General features: G+C 69.6%; 22 protein-coding genes and 1 pseudogene. All 23 read right to left on the bottom strand.

Translation table 11 applies throughout. The features are described 5' to 3' along the window. Positions 1-102: 102 nt before the first annotated feature. Positions 103-552 (bottom strand): hypothetical protein, encoded by a 450-nt coding sequence (locus JL475_RS32665; RefSeq protein WP_202281819.1) that lies wholly within the window; start codon positions 550-552, stop codon positions 103-105. Positions 553-565: 13 nt separating this feature from the next. Then, positions 566-1,093 (bottom strand): hypothetical protein, encoded by a 528-nt coding sequence (locus JL475_RS32660; protein ID WP_202281818.1) that lies wholly within the window; start codon positions 1,091-1,093, stop codon positions 566-568. A gap of 3 nt (positions 1,094-1,096) precedes the next feature. Next, positions 1,097-1,588, bottom strand: a complete 492-nt coding sequence (locus tag JL475_RS32655) for a hypothetical protein (RefSeq protein ID WP_202281817.1) — start codon at positions 1,586-1,588, stop codon at positions 1,097-1,099. Then, on the bottom strand, positions 1,588-1,752 hold the full coding sequence (locus tag JL475_RS32650) for a hypothetical protein (RefSeq protein ID WP_202281816.1): 165 nt from the start codon (positions 1,750-1,752) through the stop codon (positions 1,588-1,590). The genes JL475_RS32655 and JL475_RS32650 overlap by 1 nt, the downstream gene beginning before the upstream one ends. Positions 1,753-1,769: 17 nt before the next feature. Further along, positions 1,770-2,228 (bottom strand): hypothetical protein, encoded by a 459-nt coding sequence (locus JL475_RS32645; RefSeq protein ID WP_202281815.1) that lies wholly within the window; start codon positions 2,226-2,228, stop codon positions 1,770-1,772. Next, positions 2,229-2,786, bottom strand: a complete 558-nt coding sequence (locus JL475_RS32640) for a head-tail connector protein (RefSeq protein WP_202281814.1) — start codon at positions 2,784-2,786, stop codon at positions 2,229-2,231. 3 nt (positions 2,787-2,789) lie between these two features. Next, positions 2,790-2,999 (bottom strand): hypothetical protein, encoded by a 210-nt coding sequence (locus JL475_RS32635; protein ID WP_202281813.1) that lies wholly within the window; start codon positions 2,997-2,999, stop codon positions 2,790-2,792. 68 nt (positions 3,000-3,067) lie between these two features. Beyond that, the gene (locus JL475_RS32630) at positions 3,068-4,525 is read right to left on the bottom strand and encodes a phage major capsid protein (protein ID WP_202281812.1); all 1,458 of its coding nucleotides are present in this window, start codon (positions 4,523-4,525) and stop codon (positions 3,068-3,070) included. Then, the gene (locus JL475_RS32625; RefSeq protein ID WP_202281811.1) at positions 4,522-5,337 is read right to left on the bottom strand and encodes an HK97 family phage prohead protease; all 816 of its coding nucleotides are present in this window, start codon (positions 5,335-5,337) and stop codon (positions 4,522-4,524) included. Before JL475_RS32625 ends, JL475_RS32630 begins: the two co-directional genes overlap by 4 nt. Next, entirely contained in the window at positions 5,337-6,659 is a 1,323-nt protein-coding gene (locus JL475_RS32620; protein ID WP_202281810.1) for a phage portal protein, read from the bottom strand. The genes JL475_RS32625 and JL475_RS32620 overlap by 1 nt, the downstream gene beginning before the upstream one ends. After that, positions 6,656-6,841, bottom strand: a complete 186-nt coding sequence (locus tag JL475_RS32615; protein ID WP_202281809.1) for a hypothetical protein — start codon at positions 6,839-6,841, stop codon at positions 6,656-6,658. The genes JL475_RS32620 and JL475_RS32615 overlap by 4 nt, the downstream gene beginning before the upstream one ends. Then, positions 6,838-8,358, bottom strand: coding sequence for a terminase (locus JL475_RS32610; RefSeq protein ID WP_202281808.1), 1,521 nt, complete (start codon positions 8,356-8,358; stop codon positions 6,838-6,840). The genes JL475_RS32615 and JL475_RS32610 overlap by 4 nt, the downstream gene beginning before the upstream one ends. Next, the gene (locus JL475_RS32605) at positions 8,318-8,587 is read right to left on the bottom strand and encodes a hypothetical protein (RefSeq protein WP_237408954.1); all 270 of its coding nucleotides are present in this window, start codon (positions 8,585-8,587) and stop codon (positions 8,318-8,320) included. Before JL475_RS32605 ends, JL475_RS32610 begins: the two co-directional genes overlap by 41 nt. A 357-nt stretch (positions 8,588-8,944) precedes the next feature. Next, a complete protein-coding gene (locus tag JL475_RS32600; protein ID WP_202281807.1) occupies positions 8,945-9,385 on the bottom strand; it encodes an AAA family ATPase in 441 nt (146 codons plus the stop codon). A 6-nt stretch (positions 9,386-9,391) separates the two neighbouring features. Beyond that, on the bottom strand, positions 9,392-9,595 hold the full coding sequence (locus tag JL475_RS32595) for a hypothetical protein (RefSeq protein WP_202281806.1): 204 nt from the start codon (positions 9,593-9,595) through the stop codon (positions 9,392-9,394). Positions 9,596-9,597: 2 nt separating this feature from the next. After that, the gene (locus JL475_RS32590) at positions 9,598-9,870 is read right to left on the bottom strand and encodes an HNH endonuclease (protein ID WP_202281805.1); all 273 of its coding nucleotides are present in this window, start codon (positions 9,868-9,870) and stop codon (positions 9,598-9,600) included. Between the two features lie 18 nt (positions 9,871-9,888). Beyond that, a complete protein-coding gene (locus tag JL475_RS32585; RefSeq protein WP_202281794.1) occupies positions 9,889-10,374 on the bottom strand; it encodes a hypothetical protein in 486 nt (161 codons plus the stop codon). A 370-nt stretch (positions 10,375-10,744) separates the two neighbouring features. Further along, a complete protein-coding gene (locus tag JL475_RS32580; RefSeq protein WP_202281792.1) occupies positions 10,745-11,215 on the bottom strand; it encodes a nuclear transport factor 2 family protein in 471 nt (156 codons plus the stop codon). A 223-nt stretch (positions 11,216-11,438) separates the two neighbouring features. Continuing rightward, complete coding sequence (locus JL475_RS32575; RefSeq protein ID WP_202281790.1) at positions 11,439-11,849, bottom strand: hypothetical protein; 411 nt, start codon at positions 11,847-11,849, stop codon at positions 11,439-11,441. Positions 11,850-12,010: 161 nt separating this feature from the next. Next, a complete protein-coding gene (locus JL475_RS32570) occupies positions 12,011-12,187 on the bottom strand; it encodes a hypothetical protein (RefSeq protein ID WP_202281788.1) in 177 nt (58 codons plus the stop codon). A gap of 111 nt (positions 12,188-12,298) precedes the next feature. Further along, positions 12,299-12,499: a hypothetical protein gene (locus JL475_RS32565; RefSeq protein WP_202281786.1), complete on the bottom strand. Its 201-nt coding sequence runs from the start codon at positions 12,497-12,499 to the stop codon at positions 12,299-12,301. 85 nt (positions 12,500-12,584) lie between these two features. Further along, a complete protein-coding gene (locus JL475_RS32560) occupies positions 12,585-13,280 on the bottom strand; it encodes a DUF4190 domain-containing protein (protein WP_202281784.1) in 696 nt (231 codons plus the stop codon). Between the two features lie 298 nt (positions 13,281-13,578). Continuing rightward, positions 13,579-14,411: pseudogene (locus JL475_RS32555) on the bottom strand (ATP-binding protein); the annotation flags it as partial.

Here is a 14,411-nt window from a genome sequence, read left to right as displayed (position 1 = left end):
GGATCCAGGCCACCGCCGACTCCAGCTCATCGGCGGACAGCCGACCGATCTCCCACGGTCGGATGTGCAGCAGGTGGGCGAGCAGCCACCGGTACTCGGTGATCAGCCCTCGGATGCCCTCTGGCGGCGCGTCAAGTGGCCTTTTCCCAGAGCGTCGAGCGCTCGGTCGACGTCGTCCGGGTCCTCGGCTAGGTTGCGCAGGTCGGGCAGCATCGCGTCGATCAGGGAGTCCTCGTTCTTCTCGAGGGCCTGCCGCATCGCGTTGGCGAACACGTCGTCGAGCTCGCTACGTTCGATGCGCGCCTTCAGCCTGCGCTTCCAGTTGGGTACGTCGAACGTCGAGAACTCGAGGTCCTTGTTCTCCCGCCGGCGGAACGCCCACAGCACGGCCCGCAGGGCGGTGACGTCCTGCGCCCGCAGCAGGTTCTCGATGCCGCGCCACGGGATGTCCCCGCCCACGGCCTCCTCGACAGCGGCCGCCTCGAGCGCCGACAGGTCCTCCGTCGACCAGCGCTCCGTGCCGCCGTCATCCCCGACATACGTGATGATCATCTGTGCCCTTCTCTCACTGGAGGTCCCGGCGCACATCGCGCAGAACCCGCTCCACTTCGGCCTGCATCCGGGGAGTACCGGCCTGCACCCTGCGCGACCACCAACCCGCCTCGGACCGCTGGTTCGCCCAGCGCCTGCGGTTGCCGAACACCGGGTGCCGCAGCCGACCGGTCTGGTTGATCTGGTTCAGCACGTTCCGGGCCTTCGGTTCGATCCGGCTCCGATCGATCCAGATACGCGCGCCCGGATTGCTTGATGTCCTCACGGACAGCCGGACGCTGTCAGCGAGCATCTGCCGGAACGGGCGGGTCGTCGGCGACGGGCCCCCGTGCGGCATGCGGCCGTCCCGCTTTCGCTTCCGTCCTTCGGACTGCAGGGGCAGCGTTTGCACCGCCTTCTGCAGGTCCTTGTGCAGCGGCTCGGCGGCCCGCCGGATGCGGCGGGCGAAGTTGGCCCGCAGCCGCGGGCCGCCCGCCGACCGCATCCGCCGACTGAGCGTCAGCAGTTGGCCAGTGCCCAGGATCCGAACCGACCCGGCCATTGCTCAGCCGCCCGCCGCAGCCGGGATCGTCACGTTCTCGCTGGGCTCGCTGGTGATCGCGAACTGGCACATGATCTGCGCCGCGGTGTCGAGCTCGCGCACCTTGGCCTGCGAGGTGACCGTCACCGGGTAGACGTCCATGGTCTGGCCGTCGACGTCGCCCTCGTCCATCCACACGATGTTGCCCACAGCCTCGCGGACCAGCAGCGTGCGGACGTCGTCGCCGTCCTTGCTCGCCCAGAACGTGAGCGAGGAATCAGACGCGGTGATCTCGCCGCCCACCACCGGCGTGAAACGGGAGCCGAGGGCCGGAGTCGGCACGGTCGCCGATGTGGTCTGCCAGCCAGCCATCGCGCCGGTCTCACCCTCCAGCGCCGTACCCGCGTCCAGCTCCGCCCGCGTCGGGCTGTTCAGGTTCGCGATCGTCGGCACCCACAGCACCTTCGTGACGCCACGCCGGTAGTACCGGGTCGACGCCTGGATCGAAGTCGCCATCAGCTCTCATTCCCTTCGGTCTGCCGGCTCTTCGCCGTGCCCTTGGTCCCGATCGCCCGGCCGTCGTCGACGACGACCTGCCAGCCCGACCGCTCGTACTGCGTCACCGAGATCTCCGCGACCTCGATCTCCTGCTCGACACCCTCGTGCCGCATCCGCACCATGGCGCGGCTCCCCTCTCCTACGTGAAGGCGCGGCCAGCCATCGTCAGCAGCAGCACCGCCTGTACGCCCTGGCTCGTCTGGTCCTGCGTCAACTGGCTGGCCTCGATCGCGGCCTCGACCTGGCCGCGCCCGAGCCCGATGCTCGGGTCCGCGCGCAGCCACGCCTCCACCCGGCCGCCGATCTCATACGCCCGCGCCCGGGCGGCCCGCACGTCGGTGTCACCCCGTGAAGCAATTGCCGCCACGGTGATCTGGAACTGTTCCTCGCGGCCGGTGCCGAAGTCGGTCCAGCCGCCCACGGTGTTCGCGGCCTGGAAATCGCCGTTGGGGTCGCCGTCAAATCCGATGACCAGCCAGTCCGGTGCGCTCGTCTCGGTGACCTCTGGCCCGTCCGACACCTGCACCTCGGCCAGGGCCGTGTCGGCCGCGCCGAGCGCCACCAGCGCGTCGATGACCTCGGGTACACGCGAGCCCATCTATGCCACCCCTGGAGGAAGTCGGTACGGCTCCAGCAGTTGCAGCACCCGGTTGGGCACCGCATAGCCGAAGCCGGGGATCGGCTCGGAGACGGAGAAGTCGTCGCCGCCGGCCAGGACCGGGCCGCGGCCCGCGTTCTGTGTCCGCCACAGGTGCTGTACCAGCATCCGCGCCGCCAGATTGATCGTCGCCGGGATGCTGGCCCGGCCGGCCTGGTAGGTGACCCGTAGCGGGCCTCGCAGCCATCCGCCGTTGGCGCGCTGCACGACGCCCGTGTCGCTGTCCAGGACCAGCGTGCTGACGTCGTAGGTGGTGCCGTTTGTCAGGAGCGGCACCACCGAGGTGAGCGACAGGACGGGCAGACGGCGCAGGACCAGGACGCGGCCGCCGTCACGCGGCACGTCATGGGTCTCCACAATCTGCTGCGGTTCCACCGGGCCGACGAACCGCTCGATGACCGGGCCGACTGCCTCGATGTACGCCTCGAGCTCGAGGTCGTTGACGTCGCTGGTGACGTTCAGCTGGGCTTTCGCCTCATCCAGCGTCAGCAGAGCCACGGGTCACCCCGCGGTCTTCTTCGGCGCTGGCTTCGGCGCAGCCTTCTTCGCCACCGGCTTCGCGGGCTCCGGCTCTGGTACGGACGCCGCCGGGACGTCGACGTGCTCGAACAGCACCTCGCGGCCCTTGAGGAACGGATCATCGTCGTCGAACAGCTCGCCCTTCGCCACCCGACGCCCGGGCGTGAAGATGACCTTCTTCGCACGCTGCATGACTGCCTCCTTCCAGGCAGACGGGGAGGCCCGGGCCAGAGCGGCGCGGGCCTCCCACCTGTCAGGGGTCAGACCGCCTTGATGTTCAGCAGGCGGAAGGCGTCCGGGTTGACGACGTCGGAACCGACGCGCCAGTAGCAGAACCATCCGGCCTCGCCGGTCGGTCGCCCGTTGGCGCCCTTCACGAGCGGCTCGTACACCATCGTCATGCCGACCCGGTCGACGATGTAGAACTGCCGGAAGTCGCCGACCAGGAGCGGCTTCGAGTCGCCCGCGGTGAGCGCGGACGACATGGACGACGACTCGTAGATCGGCGCACCGAGCAGCTGCTCCGGCTGGCCCATCCCCAGGTTGGCCCAGAAGCTGGAGCCGCCGGAGTCATCGAACTGCCTGGTGGCGTTGATGGTCGCCTTCGACGCCACCCACGACGGGTTCGCCGTGTTCCGGTGCCGGGGCGGCAGCGCTGCGTCCAGCGCGTACACGTCGTCGACCGTGTACGACAGCGCGGCCGCCGACGCCACGACCGAGCCGGGCACGGCACCGACAGCGGTGACGACACCCTTCGGCTTGCCGGCGCCGTCGCCAGTGGCAAAGGCAGCGGCCTCCAGGTTGTCCTTGGCGTCCGACAGGAGCGGGCCGACCTCGGCGGCGAATCCGGAGTCGGCGAGGACCTCGAACGACCCCTGCACCCAGGCCGCGGCCTTCTCCGGCTTGATGGACGGCTGCCCGAACGCCGGCGAGTTGTCGGTGACCTCGTCGGCCTCGTCCAGCCACCCGGCGGTCACACCAGCCGAGGAGACACCGTTCCACGTGTCGGTGGTGATGGTGCGCACCGAGGAGATCTGACGGAACGGGTTCGCGGAGCCCGCGTTCGTCAGGATGATCGTCGGGTCCAGGGTGAACGGCACCAGGAACCCGCCGGCCGCGTCGGTGAGGGTCATCGCGCGGCGGTGCGCCTCGGCCAGCTTGTATGCGTCCAGCTCGTCGCCGTCGAGGAGTGCCGGGTTGCCCGAGTTGGCGAGGAGGCTCTCGAAGGCGCGCGCGTATTCGGGGGAGCCGGTGAGCAGGATGTGCTGGGCGATGCGGCCGCGCCGGTCGCCGCGGATCAGGCGCTCGGCCCGCTCCTGCTGGTCGGCCGACAGCTCCTCGCCCGCGTCGTCGATCGCGGTCAGCGCACGCGAGCGCAGGTCGGCGACCGCCGTCCGGTCGTGCAGGTTCGCGCCCCGCACGCCCTCCAGACCCTCGTAGGGGTTCACACGGGACTTGAACAGTACGTCCGGGCCCGAGGACCGCTCCTGGCCGCCCTCCACCAGCGAGGCGGCACGGACGGCCTCCACCCGCTTCTCGTGCTCCACCTGCTCGGTGTACGCCTCCTGCGTGGTGTCGAACTCGCCCAGGAGCTCGGTGGCCCGCTCGGCCTGCTCTTCGGTCGGCTCCTCCACCTCGTCCAGCTCCAGGAGCTCGGAGCGGATCGCCTCCAGCTGCTCCTTGAGCTTGTCGCTCTTCTTCTTTCGCTTCGTGGTCACAGGGCCCTCCTGGCCTTGATCTCAGCGCGGACCTTCGCCCACGCGATCTTCTGCCGAACGGAGTGCCCTGCGGGCGGGTCCTCGGCGGCGGGGCCCGCGTCTGCGGGGTCACCAGCGGCCGGCGGGCCCTCCGGATCGCCCTCGGCGGGCGAGTCCAGCGGGGTGCCGGTCCGAAGCATCAGGGCGAGCCGCTCGCGCTCCTCGTCGGGCATCTGGCCCAGGAGCTGTACGAGCTGCTCGGCACGGACACCTATCACGGCGGCGTCCGGGTAGGCGGGGAACGGAGTCGGCCCGTACTCCTTCAGGGCGATCTCCTGCCGCTTGACGGTCTTCAGCTTCCCGGAGCTGTCCGGGCGCCACCCCGCGCGCGGCGTCTTGCCGGGGTCGGAGCGCGTGAACCGGCCCGTGAAGCTCTGGCCGGTGATCGCACCCTCGCGGATGTTCTCCAGGACCTCGTCGGCCAGCTCCGTCTTGTTGTAGCGGGTCACCGTGAGCAGGCCGCGGGTGTCGGCCCGGACCTCCACCGGTGTGCCGATCGGCATCGACCCCCGCTCGGACGGGGTGCCCCACAGGGTGCGGCCGTGGTTGTAGAAGACCCCCACCCGCCACGTTGACCGGGACCCGGCCGGGGCGAGTTGCTGCAGGGTGCGTTCGAACGCCCGGCGGTCGATGACCTCGAGGTAGTGCCCGTCCTGGTCGGTGATCTCCGTCGGCGTGTCGAACACGGCCGCGTAGGCCTCCACGGTCCGCCCGTCCCCACCGGCACGGACACGGATGTCCTCCAGCGGGAAGGACCGCATGAACGCGTCCATCAGGACACCTCCGTAGTCGAGTCGTTGGGGGCGGCAGGCAGACCACCACCGGGCTTCTGCAGCTGCACGCTGTACAGGCCCGAGTGCCGCAGCAGGCTGTAGTCCTCGGCCTGGACCGCGGCGACGACGCTGTCCGGTTCGTAGCCGGCGTCGACGAGGGCGCGGATCGTGCGGGACTGAATGCCCTGGATCTCGGCCGCGTCCCGGCGGTCCTCCCGCAGGAACGCGATGTCGCGGTCGTCGTACCAGAGTTCCGCGCTGGCCGGCACGTCGATGATCTCGGCGAGCGACCCGGCAGCGTTCCGCCACAGTGGCCGCATCGTTCCGTCAGCGAACCGTCTCCTCGAGGAGGCGTAGTTGCCCGCGTTCAGCGACGACCCGGCCAGGCCCTCGGAGAAGCCGACGATGACGGAGGGCACACCGGCCGCGGCCGCCATCCGCGTCTCCCCAGCGCCCTGCGTCGCCTTGAAGTCGAGCTGGTGCAGATCCTTACCTGCCACGGTGACGTCCGCGCCACCGCCCAGGTACAGCGTCTTGTAGGCGTGGTCGACGCCCTGGTGGGAGGCGTCCATGGCGGCCTTGAACTTGGCGAAGTTCTCGGCGGTCACCGACGGGTCCAGCGACACCACCAGCTGCGGGGTGGCCCCGTTCTCGAAGAACTTCAGCTTGTGCCGGGTCGTCGCCTGGTCTGCCGTGATCTCCCGCAGCACCGGCGTCAGCCAGGACATGCCGCGGAACGAGAACTCGGGGTCGGGGATCGGAGCGAAGTGCGCCACCTGCTCCGGCAGAAGCCACTGCGGATCCGCTGTGGGCGGTGTGTATGCGTAGCCGACCAGTTCCGAGTCGATCGCGTCGCCGGGCGCGGACGGCTCTTCCTGTGAGCCGGTCACGATCGTTACCCAGTCCGGCCGCAGCCGCCGCAGCCTGCCGTCGTCCAGACGCGTCACGAACGCGTTCCCGTTGAGGTCCGCGTCCTGAATCATCCGCGACAGCAGATCCCCTGTGCTACCGCCCGGCCACGGCTGCTCGAGGGGCTCCAGCGCGGCCGTACCGAACAGATCCCCCGGTCGGCCGTTACGGATCTGCCGGAACTGGAACCGGGCTTCGGAGAACACCATCTGCCGGACCATCATCAAAGCGAAGATCGGACCGTTCGCCTTGTAGATCCGCTGGACCGCGGCCTCGAAGTCGTAAGGACCGGGGCGTTCCCGGCCGTCCGACACCCGCGCTGACCCGTAGTAGACGTTGTCGCCGACCGACCAGGACTCATCCAGCCGGGAGGACACCGCAGGGCGCCGTGCGCGCTGCCACAGGCTCGTCACCGCGTCCTCCCGTCGTCGTCCTCGTCGGTCTCCACCAGCAGCAGACACGACCCAGCCAGCAGGACACCCGCCGACATGAGGCCGGCACCCACCCCGAACTCGAGCCCAACACCGACGGCGAGGACCCCGCAGCCCGACCAATAGCCCAGCCGGGCCCGGGCCGCCCGCGTCCACCTCGTCACCCGTAGGCGACCCACGGCTCCACCTCCGGTTCCGGCTCCGCCACATCGCTGGTCAGGCCCCAGCGGGCCAACGTGACCGCCACCAGCGGGCTGATGTCCACGTCGACACCGCGCCGCGCCCACGCCCACGCGTCCCCCAGGTCGCGCTTGCGGGCGCCTGCGAGGGCGACGGCGAGCGGCGCCTGGTCCAGGTGCACGAGACGGCCCTCGGTGACCGCGTCGTAGAACTGGCCGACGGCCGCCGCGACCTCGCGGGCCTTCGGCTTGACGACCTCACACTCGAGGGCGGCCTCCAGATCGGGGATGAGGGACGCGGCCGCCGAGCCGCCGTCCACGACCCAGCAGCGCGGCCCCCACCGCTCATGCAGCTCCTTCGCCCGCTCCACCAGCCAGCCCACCCCGGGCCGGTTGTCGACGACCTCCACGTGCACCGCCTCACCGGACAGGCCGGCCACACCGATGCTCGCGTGACTGCGCTCCGGCGTGACATCGATCGCGAACGCCACCGGGTCCGCGGGACGCGACGCCGGGTCCACCAGGGCCCGCCAGGCGTCCTCACCGATGACCTGCCAGGCATCCGCCCCGTCCGACGGGTACACGCCCACCCCGAGCCGCTCCCGCGCGAACACCTCCGGCCCCATGGACAGGCGCTCCCGCTCGGTGTGCTCCAGCGTCAGCCGGTAGCCGAGCGCCGGATTCGCCCGCGCCGCCGACACCGGCGACTCCGGATCGTCGTGCTCCGTGCAGCCGGTCGGGCACTCCCGCGCATGCGGGCTGATGCTCCACTCCAGGTACGCCAACGACGGATCCGGCACCCCCGACTCGATCGCCGCCAGAGCACGCCGCCGCAACCGCCCCAGCTGCATGGACGGCCCGCCGATACCGGCAGAGCCCAGGTACCACAGCTGCGGGTCCTTCACGGCCGCCATAGTCGGCATCAGCGCGCCCATGGCGTCGTCGCCGAGGATCATCGCCTCGTCCAAAATGTTGCAGTTGCCGGTGAAGCCACGGCCGGAGCCGCCCGACCGGGCGAGGAAGCGCAGCCGCTGCCCACTCAGCAGCTCGATCGCTTCCTCGCCGGTCGTCCGCCGCACCCGCGCGACGCGTTTCCGCAGCTCATCGCAGTTCATGATGAGCGCCTCGATCCGCCGGAACGCCTCGATGGACGTCTTGAACTCGTGCGCGGAGTGCAGGATCAGCCGCTCACCGCCGAGGAACAGCCCCCACAGCTCCCGGGCCTCGATGATGCCGCCCTTGCCGTTCTGCCTCGGCACGTTCACGCACGTCTCGAACGCCGACCAGGAGCCGTCCTCCCGCTCGCCCAGGCCGACGTGCAGCACGAACTGCTGCCAGTCGTCCAGCACCAGCCCCGCGACGGCCGCCAGCTCCACCGCCTCCTGCCCCGCGCTCGACACGAACGGCGGGACAGTGACGACGCGGGGACGCTGGGCGCCCCGGGCATCGGGGACAGCGGGCTCAAGCTCCCCGCCGCTGCGCACGCTTGGCAGCAAGGTCATCGAGCGCACCCCCCTCGCTCTTCACCGGGGCCAGCGCCCGCAGCTCCTTCATCACCGCCCGCAGCTCCCGCGCCGCCGCGGCCTTCGCCGACGGGTTGTCGACCGCCTCGTCCACGGACCGGGCCAGCGACTCGGCGAGCTCGGACAGGCCGGGCGCGCGCTCGCCGACGGCGAGCTGGACGATCTCGGCGGCGATCGCCTCGGCGACGAAGCCCATGACGCCCCCCATGATCTAGTCGCTATTCCGCTGGCCTTGACATCAGCGGATTAGGAGCAAAGCGAGCAACCAAACTGCAAATTCTGACACAAGGGGCGCAGGGTGCATGTGGGTCGCATCGCTTATTCCGTTGGCCTCTGCTTCAGCGGGATAGCGGCTCGATCGGGTCGCGCGCAAAACAGACCACGAAGGGCGTTTGGGTCGCCCGCTCTCCGGATCCCCGTGGGCCAACGGCCCCCCCTCCCCCTGGCGGCCAAGCTCGGGATCGAAGCCGCTCAGGCCGTGGTCGCGGTGGTCATCGGCTGGTCGTGTGGTGGTGTCGGCCGGGCCGGCGCCTGGGCAGGGACGGGGCGCCGGCCTGGGTGGTGGTCACCACTCCCGTGACGCCTGCCTGCTCACCGCCTGCGGTCCGAGCCGCTTGCGTTGCCGGTACCAGCGGGACACGACGGCGTCCATGCCTGGTGCCCGCATGTCCCTTACGCGCTGCCGGACGATCTGCTCGCCGGGGTCGACGGTGACGATCCGGGCGTCGAGCCTGCGGTAGCGGGCCAGGGCCTTGGCGCTAGGCATGGTGTGGATGAGGTAGACGTCGACCTGGTCGCGGTGCTTGACGGCTTCGTCGAGGGCTGCGAACCGGGCCCGGTGCGCCACCTTCAGCAGGACCTCGTCGTGCTGCCAGGACGGGGCGTCGGGGCCTGCGAGTGCGAGGGCGATGCGGTCGAGGTCGATGACGATGTCGGTGGGCTTGGCGCGGGCGGCGATCCAGCTGGACTTGCCCGCGGCCGGCGGGCCGCAGATGACGTACAGCATGGGCCGTCACCCGTGTCGCTCGACCTGCGCACCGTGGAGCGGGTCGCCGGGCGACCGGTCTTCGGTCAGCGCGGCGAGCGACGCAGCGATGGTGCACACGTTGATCTCGTTGGGGTGGTGAACGCAGACGAAGCCACCAGGGAACTCGGCTCCGGCCCACGCCCGTCCGTCAGCGAGGCGCAGGGTGAAGGGGGCGGCTTGCGCAGGCATGGTCACCACCTCCTGGAGGCCGGGCCGGTGCTGCGGGGTGCGACGCGGTTGCCCTTGCGGCTGTTGCACCGACGGTGCGCGCTGCGGGCGTTGGCGGGGTCGAGGAGGTCACCGCCGCGGGAGAGCGGGCGGATGTGGTCGACGGTGAAGGACCAAGGCGAGCGTGGGTCGAGGGTGAGGTCGATGTCGTGGCCGCACAGCCAGCACGGGTCACCGCGGCGGCGGATCTCGGCGGTGAGGCGGCGGTAGGGGCGCCCGTCCCAACGCTTGGCCACGGGCGCCACCTCCGGTTACTACTGTTCTGCCTCGGCGGCCAGTTGGGCGGCGAGGGCGTTGAACGCGTTGACGTACTGGTTGGCGGCGCGCAGCGTGGCCGTCTCGGGTGTCACGTTGTACGTCTGAGCTGCCCCGTTGCCGAACGTGACGTTGATGACTGCGGCGCCCTTGTTCTTGCGTCCGGTGGCGGCGGCTGAGACACCGAGGGTGGCGGCGCCGGCGACGAGCCGGGTTGCGGTCCATGCCTTGTGTGCGCCTGCGTCGACGAACTCGGCATGGCCGCCGAGGATGGGTCCGAGCGTTGTCTCGCCGAACTTGGAGCTGGGCCACGAGCGCAGCATGCATGCGGTGTTGAGCGTCTTCTCGGCCGGGTGTGTGCGCCGCCATTCGGCGAGGGCTTCCTTCTCGGCCTTCCTATTGGCGTTCCACTCTTCACGCAGCCTGCGCTTCTCGGCTCGCTTTGCTTCCCGCTGGGCGGCCTTCTCCGGGTCTCTCTTGAACATGTTGTCCCCCCTGGACAGTTGAGCTCAGGGGGCATCATCCGCCATGGGTAGCGGTCGTGAAAGTCGTGTGGCCGTCCTGTGACGTTGGCCCGCTGCCCGGTCGCTGCGCGCACGCAACATCACGAGCACTTGGCCCCGGCTACGTGACCCCCTCCTCGGGAGCCTCGCCGGGCAGCGGGAGTCAGGTCCGCGCAGGGCGTGCGCCAGCAGCAACCCGCACGTGAGCGATCGGGTGGGGCCCTGCGCGGACGTCTGGGGACGCGAACGGCCCCCGCCGTGGTGGTGGGGGCCGTTTCGCGTTCAGTGTCCGGGCACGCCGGACGTGAGGCCCATGATCGGGCATGGTGCGCGCAGAATGCAACTACGGGCGTCAGCCGGTGGACGGGCAGGCGTCCCAGCGCCACGTCCCGCCCTCGCGCGCCCACGACTGCGACTCCCGATCGAACTGCGGGATATTGCCCGCACCGTAGGAGACGCGCGCGAGGTCACCAGACAGCTGGTCGACCTTGAGGTCGGTCACCTTCTGCGCGCCGTACTGCTGGTGCGCGCCCTCGGCCATGCCCACCCACGACGCCTTCGTCATCTGCTTCTTGCAGCGGGCGGACAGGGTGTCGTAGCCGCTCTCATCGCCGCTGAAGAGGGCGCGGGTGTAGTTGCGCACGGCTTCCTCGAGGGCGGCTTCGTCGATGTCCTGCTTCGGCTCCTCGGCGGCCGGGGTGCTCGCCGAGCTGCTGGCGGCAGGGGTCGGCTTGTTGCTCGCCTCGCCGTTGTCGGACGAGGAGCAGCCGGTGAGCGCGACGGCCAGGAGCAGCGCGCCGACGGCGATGGTGCGGTTGTTCACGGTCTCCCCCCATGGGCATGTTGATGGTGTGGGGGAATCGTTTCATGCGGAAGGCCCCGCCAGGACGGTGGGCCTGGCGGGGCCATCATCCGTCATGCGGGGGGCCAGTGAAGACCTGGTGATGATGCTGTGACACGGCGAAGCCCCGACCGGATCCCTGTGCGGTCGGGGCTTCGCCGTGCGTCTGTGGTGCCTCATGTAGGCACTTCAGCGTTCGGGTGGTTCAGCAGCTTTCGCCGATCTTGACGGTGTCGAAGTTGACAGTGGTGTCCGTCGGGTGCTCGCCGGGGGCCGGTGTTTGAGAGCAGACGGTCCAGTTGCGGTCGAGGACCTGCATGCGGCCCTGCCCGGTGGCGTCGGATGAGGTGAGCATGTAGAAGCCGGCGGCTTGGGCGGCGTCCTGGGCTGCCTGGAGTTCTTGGCCGGTGAAGTCGGGCAGAGTGGCGGCCTCCGCCTCGGGCTCGTCGGCGCTGGCGTCGCTGTCGGGCGCGCCCGTGTCCTGCAACTCCTGGCTGCTGGTGTCCTCGACGGCGGTGTCCGGCTTGCTGGAGCCGGTGTCTTCGGTGCCCTCGCATGCGGTGAGCGTGAGGGCGAGTAAGGCGAGGATGCCGACGGTGGTGGTGCGGGTGCGCATGGTCCCCCCATGGAGTGCTGATGCTGAGCGTCCATCATGCAGCATGCGGGGGAATGGTGAAGGCGTGGTGACGGTGCTGTGGCATGTGGTGACGGTGCTGTGACATGGCGAAGCCCCGACCGGGGAGATCGGGGCGCAGTCGCCGGGCGACGCCGGGTTGATCAGTTCGGAGACGACAGGTCGACCCATATCTTGCGGAGCTTGCGGCCCGAGGTCTCCACGTACACCGTGCTTTTGGTGGTTGCGCTGTCCTTGCTGGCCTTGTCGACGAACTGCTTGAGGTCGTCGATGGTCAGGTCCCGGTTCTTCCCGTCGAGGATGTGCTGATGCTCTGGCATGGAGGACAGCATGCGGTGAGGTCGCGCGATCTGTCACTAGTGCGTGCGTCTGTGGTGCCGGTTGTGGGCACAGTTGTTCACCGAGATCGTTACACGCTGTCTGACCTGCGGTCAAGCAACGTCCTTGCCGGCCCGCTTGGCAGCGAGAGCCTGGACGTCTTCGACGGCGTACCAGGGTTGCCGTGGGCTGCCTCCAGCGCGGTGCAGCTGGCCGCGGTGGACGAGCAGCCGGACGCCGCCGAGGCTGATGCTGAGGACGCGCGCGGTCTGGTGGGCGGTGAGGTAGCCAGGGCGGATGATCTGCGACTCCATGGTCTCCATGATGCAGCGAGCCCCGCCGCTGTGGGGTGCGCGGCGGGGCCTGGGGGTGGTGGTCAGCGTCGCGCGACGTCAGCGATCAGAAGTCAGTTCGGGACGCTTTGATGGTCTTGCACTCGAGCTTCTTGGCGTCCTTGATCTCGTCCGCGATCACCAGCGCACCAGCGTCCTTGTCGGTGAACTTCTGGCCCGGGGCGAGGTTCTCGGCGGTTGACATGAAGTCGTTGACCTTCTTGCCGTCGGCCAGGACCTCGCCCTCAACGAAGTACGAGTATCGGCGGTCGCCGTTGTTGGCGTAGTCGACGTGGATGGCCATCTCCTTGATGCCGAGGTCGCCGGTGACCACGTCGCACTTAGTGACCTTGAAGTCCTTCATGACCTCGGACTCCTTGGCGCCGCCGGTCTTGGACTTACCGTCGCCGGCGGTGGCGGAGTCATACGACTTGTCCAGCTCCTCACTGGCCTTGTCGACGGCGGAGAAGAACAGGGCGTTCATGGCGAAGAACATTATGATCGCTACGGCCGACGTGACGAGGCCGGTGATGCCGGCGCCCTTGCCCTTGCGGACCTTGCCCGCCTTGGACAGGCCGATGGCGCCGAAGATGATGCCAAGGAGCGCGAGCGGCCAGACGACAACGTTGAGGACGGGGATGAAGCTGACTACGACGGCGATGATGCCGAGGACGAGTGCGGTGGTGGCCAGGCCGTTGCTGCCGGGCTGCTGGGGCTCGCCGTAGCCGGGCTGCTGGGGCTGGGGCGGGTACTGCTGGCTCATGGTCCCCCCTGGGACTTGCGTTGTGACTTGTGAGTGTGTGACTTGTGGAGCTGCTGCGTGGTTGCATCGATCTGGTGTTATTCACCTGATCGTTACGAACTGCCGGGGGCTGCGAGGCCGGGCCCCGCTGCCTGTCAGTGAGTGAGCTTGCGGTGGGCGTCAGAGAGGCCGTTTCCGGGGGCACTTGAAGGTCCCTGGGAGCGGCCTCACTGCCTCACTTGATCGCCGTTTGCGCTGATCAACGCCAGTGGGGCGGGGCAGTGACGCTCCGAGTGGAAAGTCACTGCCCACTGCCGGGTCACTGAGCCTCTGCGAGCTCCTCCGCCCGCCGTTCGAGGGCCCTCTCGACGCTCTCCAGCTTCACCACGGGGTAGCCGTCGAGGGTGCCGGGCTCCTCGCCGTACTCAGCCAGCAGCGCCTTGAGACGGGCACCGGTCCAGTGCTCGTAGACGGCATGGTTGCGGCTCTTCAGCCGGTGCAGCACCTCGGTGGTGCGCACCCGCTTCTCCCGGCCCACGACGGCCGCCAGGTCGCCGAGGTGGTCTACAGGCTTTGCGATCTCCAGCTTATGAACGGTGGCGACGTCCTGGCGGCGGGCCTTGGCCCGGTCGGTGAGCACGATGGCGTCCTCGCCGCTGATGAAGTGCGTGCGGACGGTCACGGAGGACTGCCCCGCTTCGAGGGGAATGCCCTCGCCTGCGACGACCAGGGTTCCCCGATCGAGGCCGCGGCGGAGCTTGTGCGGGGCTGCGCCGGCGTCCACGGGGGCCTCGCCGAGCGCCATCTTCGCCTGCGACTCGGTGCCGAGGGCGAGGGAGCCGCGGATGTGGTTGCCCTCGCGGGACCGCTTGGGCAGGTTCTCGTCTGTCGGGTCCTGGGTGCCTTCCCAGATGGTGACGTTCACGGCGCGGCCCTGGTCGTGGATCTTCTTGACGGCCTGGAAGTAGCGGGACGTGGCCTTGCTTCCGCCGTAGGGCCGCTTGTCGGGGCCCTTGGCGCCGCAGCCGTAGGCGACCTGCGCTTCGTCGACGATCAGGACGATGGGCCGGAACCGCAGGTCGGTGCGGGCCATCTCGCGGGTGACGCCGTCGGTGGCGCCGGACTCTTCCAGCAGGCCGATGCGCTTCTGCA

This window comes from Streptomyces sp. M2CJ-2 (assembly GCF_016757295.1).
Classification (GTDB): Bacteria; Actinomycetota; Actinomycetes; order Streptomycetales; family Streptomycetaceae; genus Streptomyces.
Note: the sequence above shows the minus strand (reverse complement) of the source record. Positions and strands in the feature narration are given on the sequence as shown.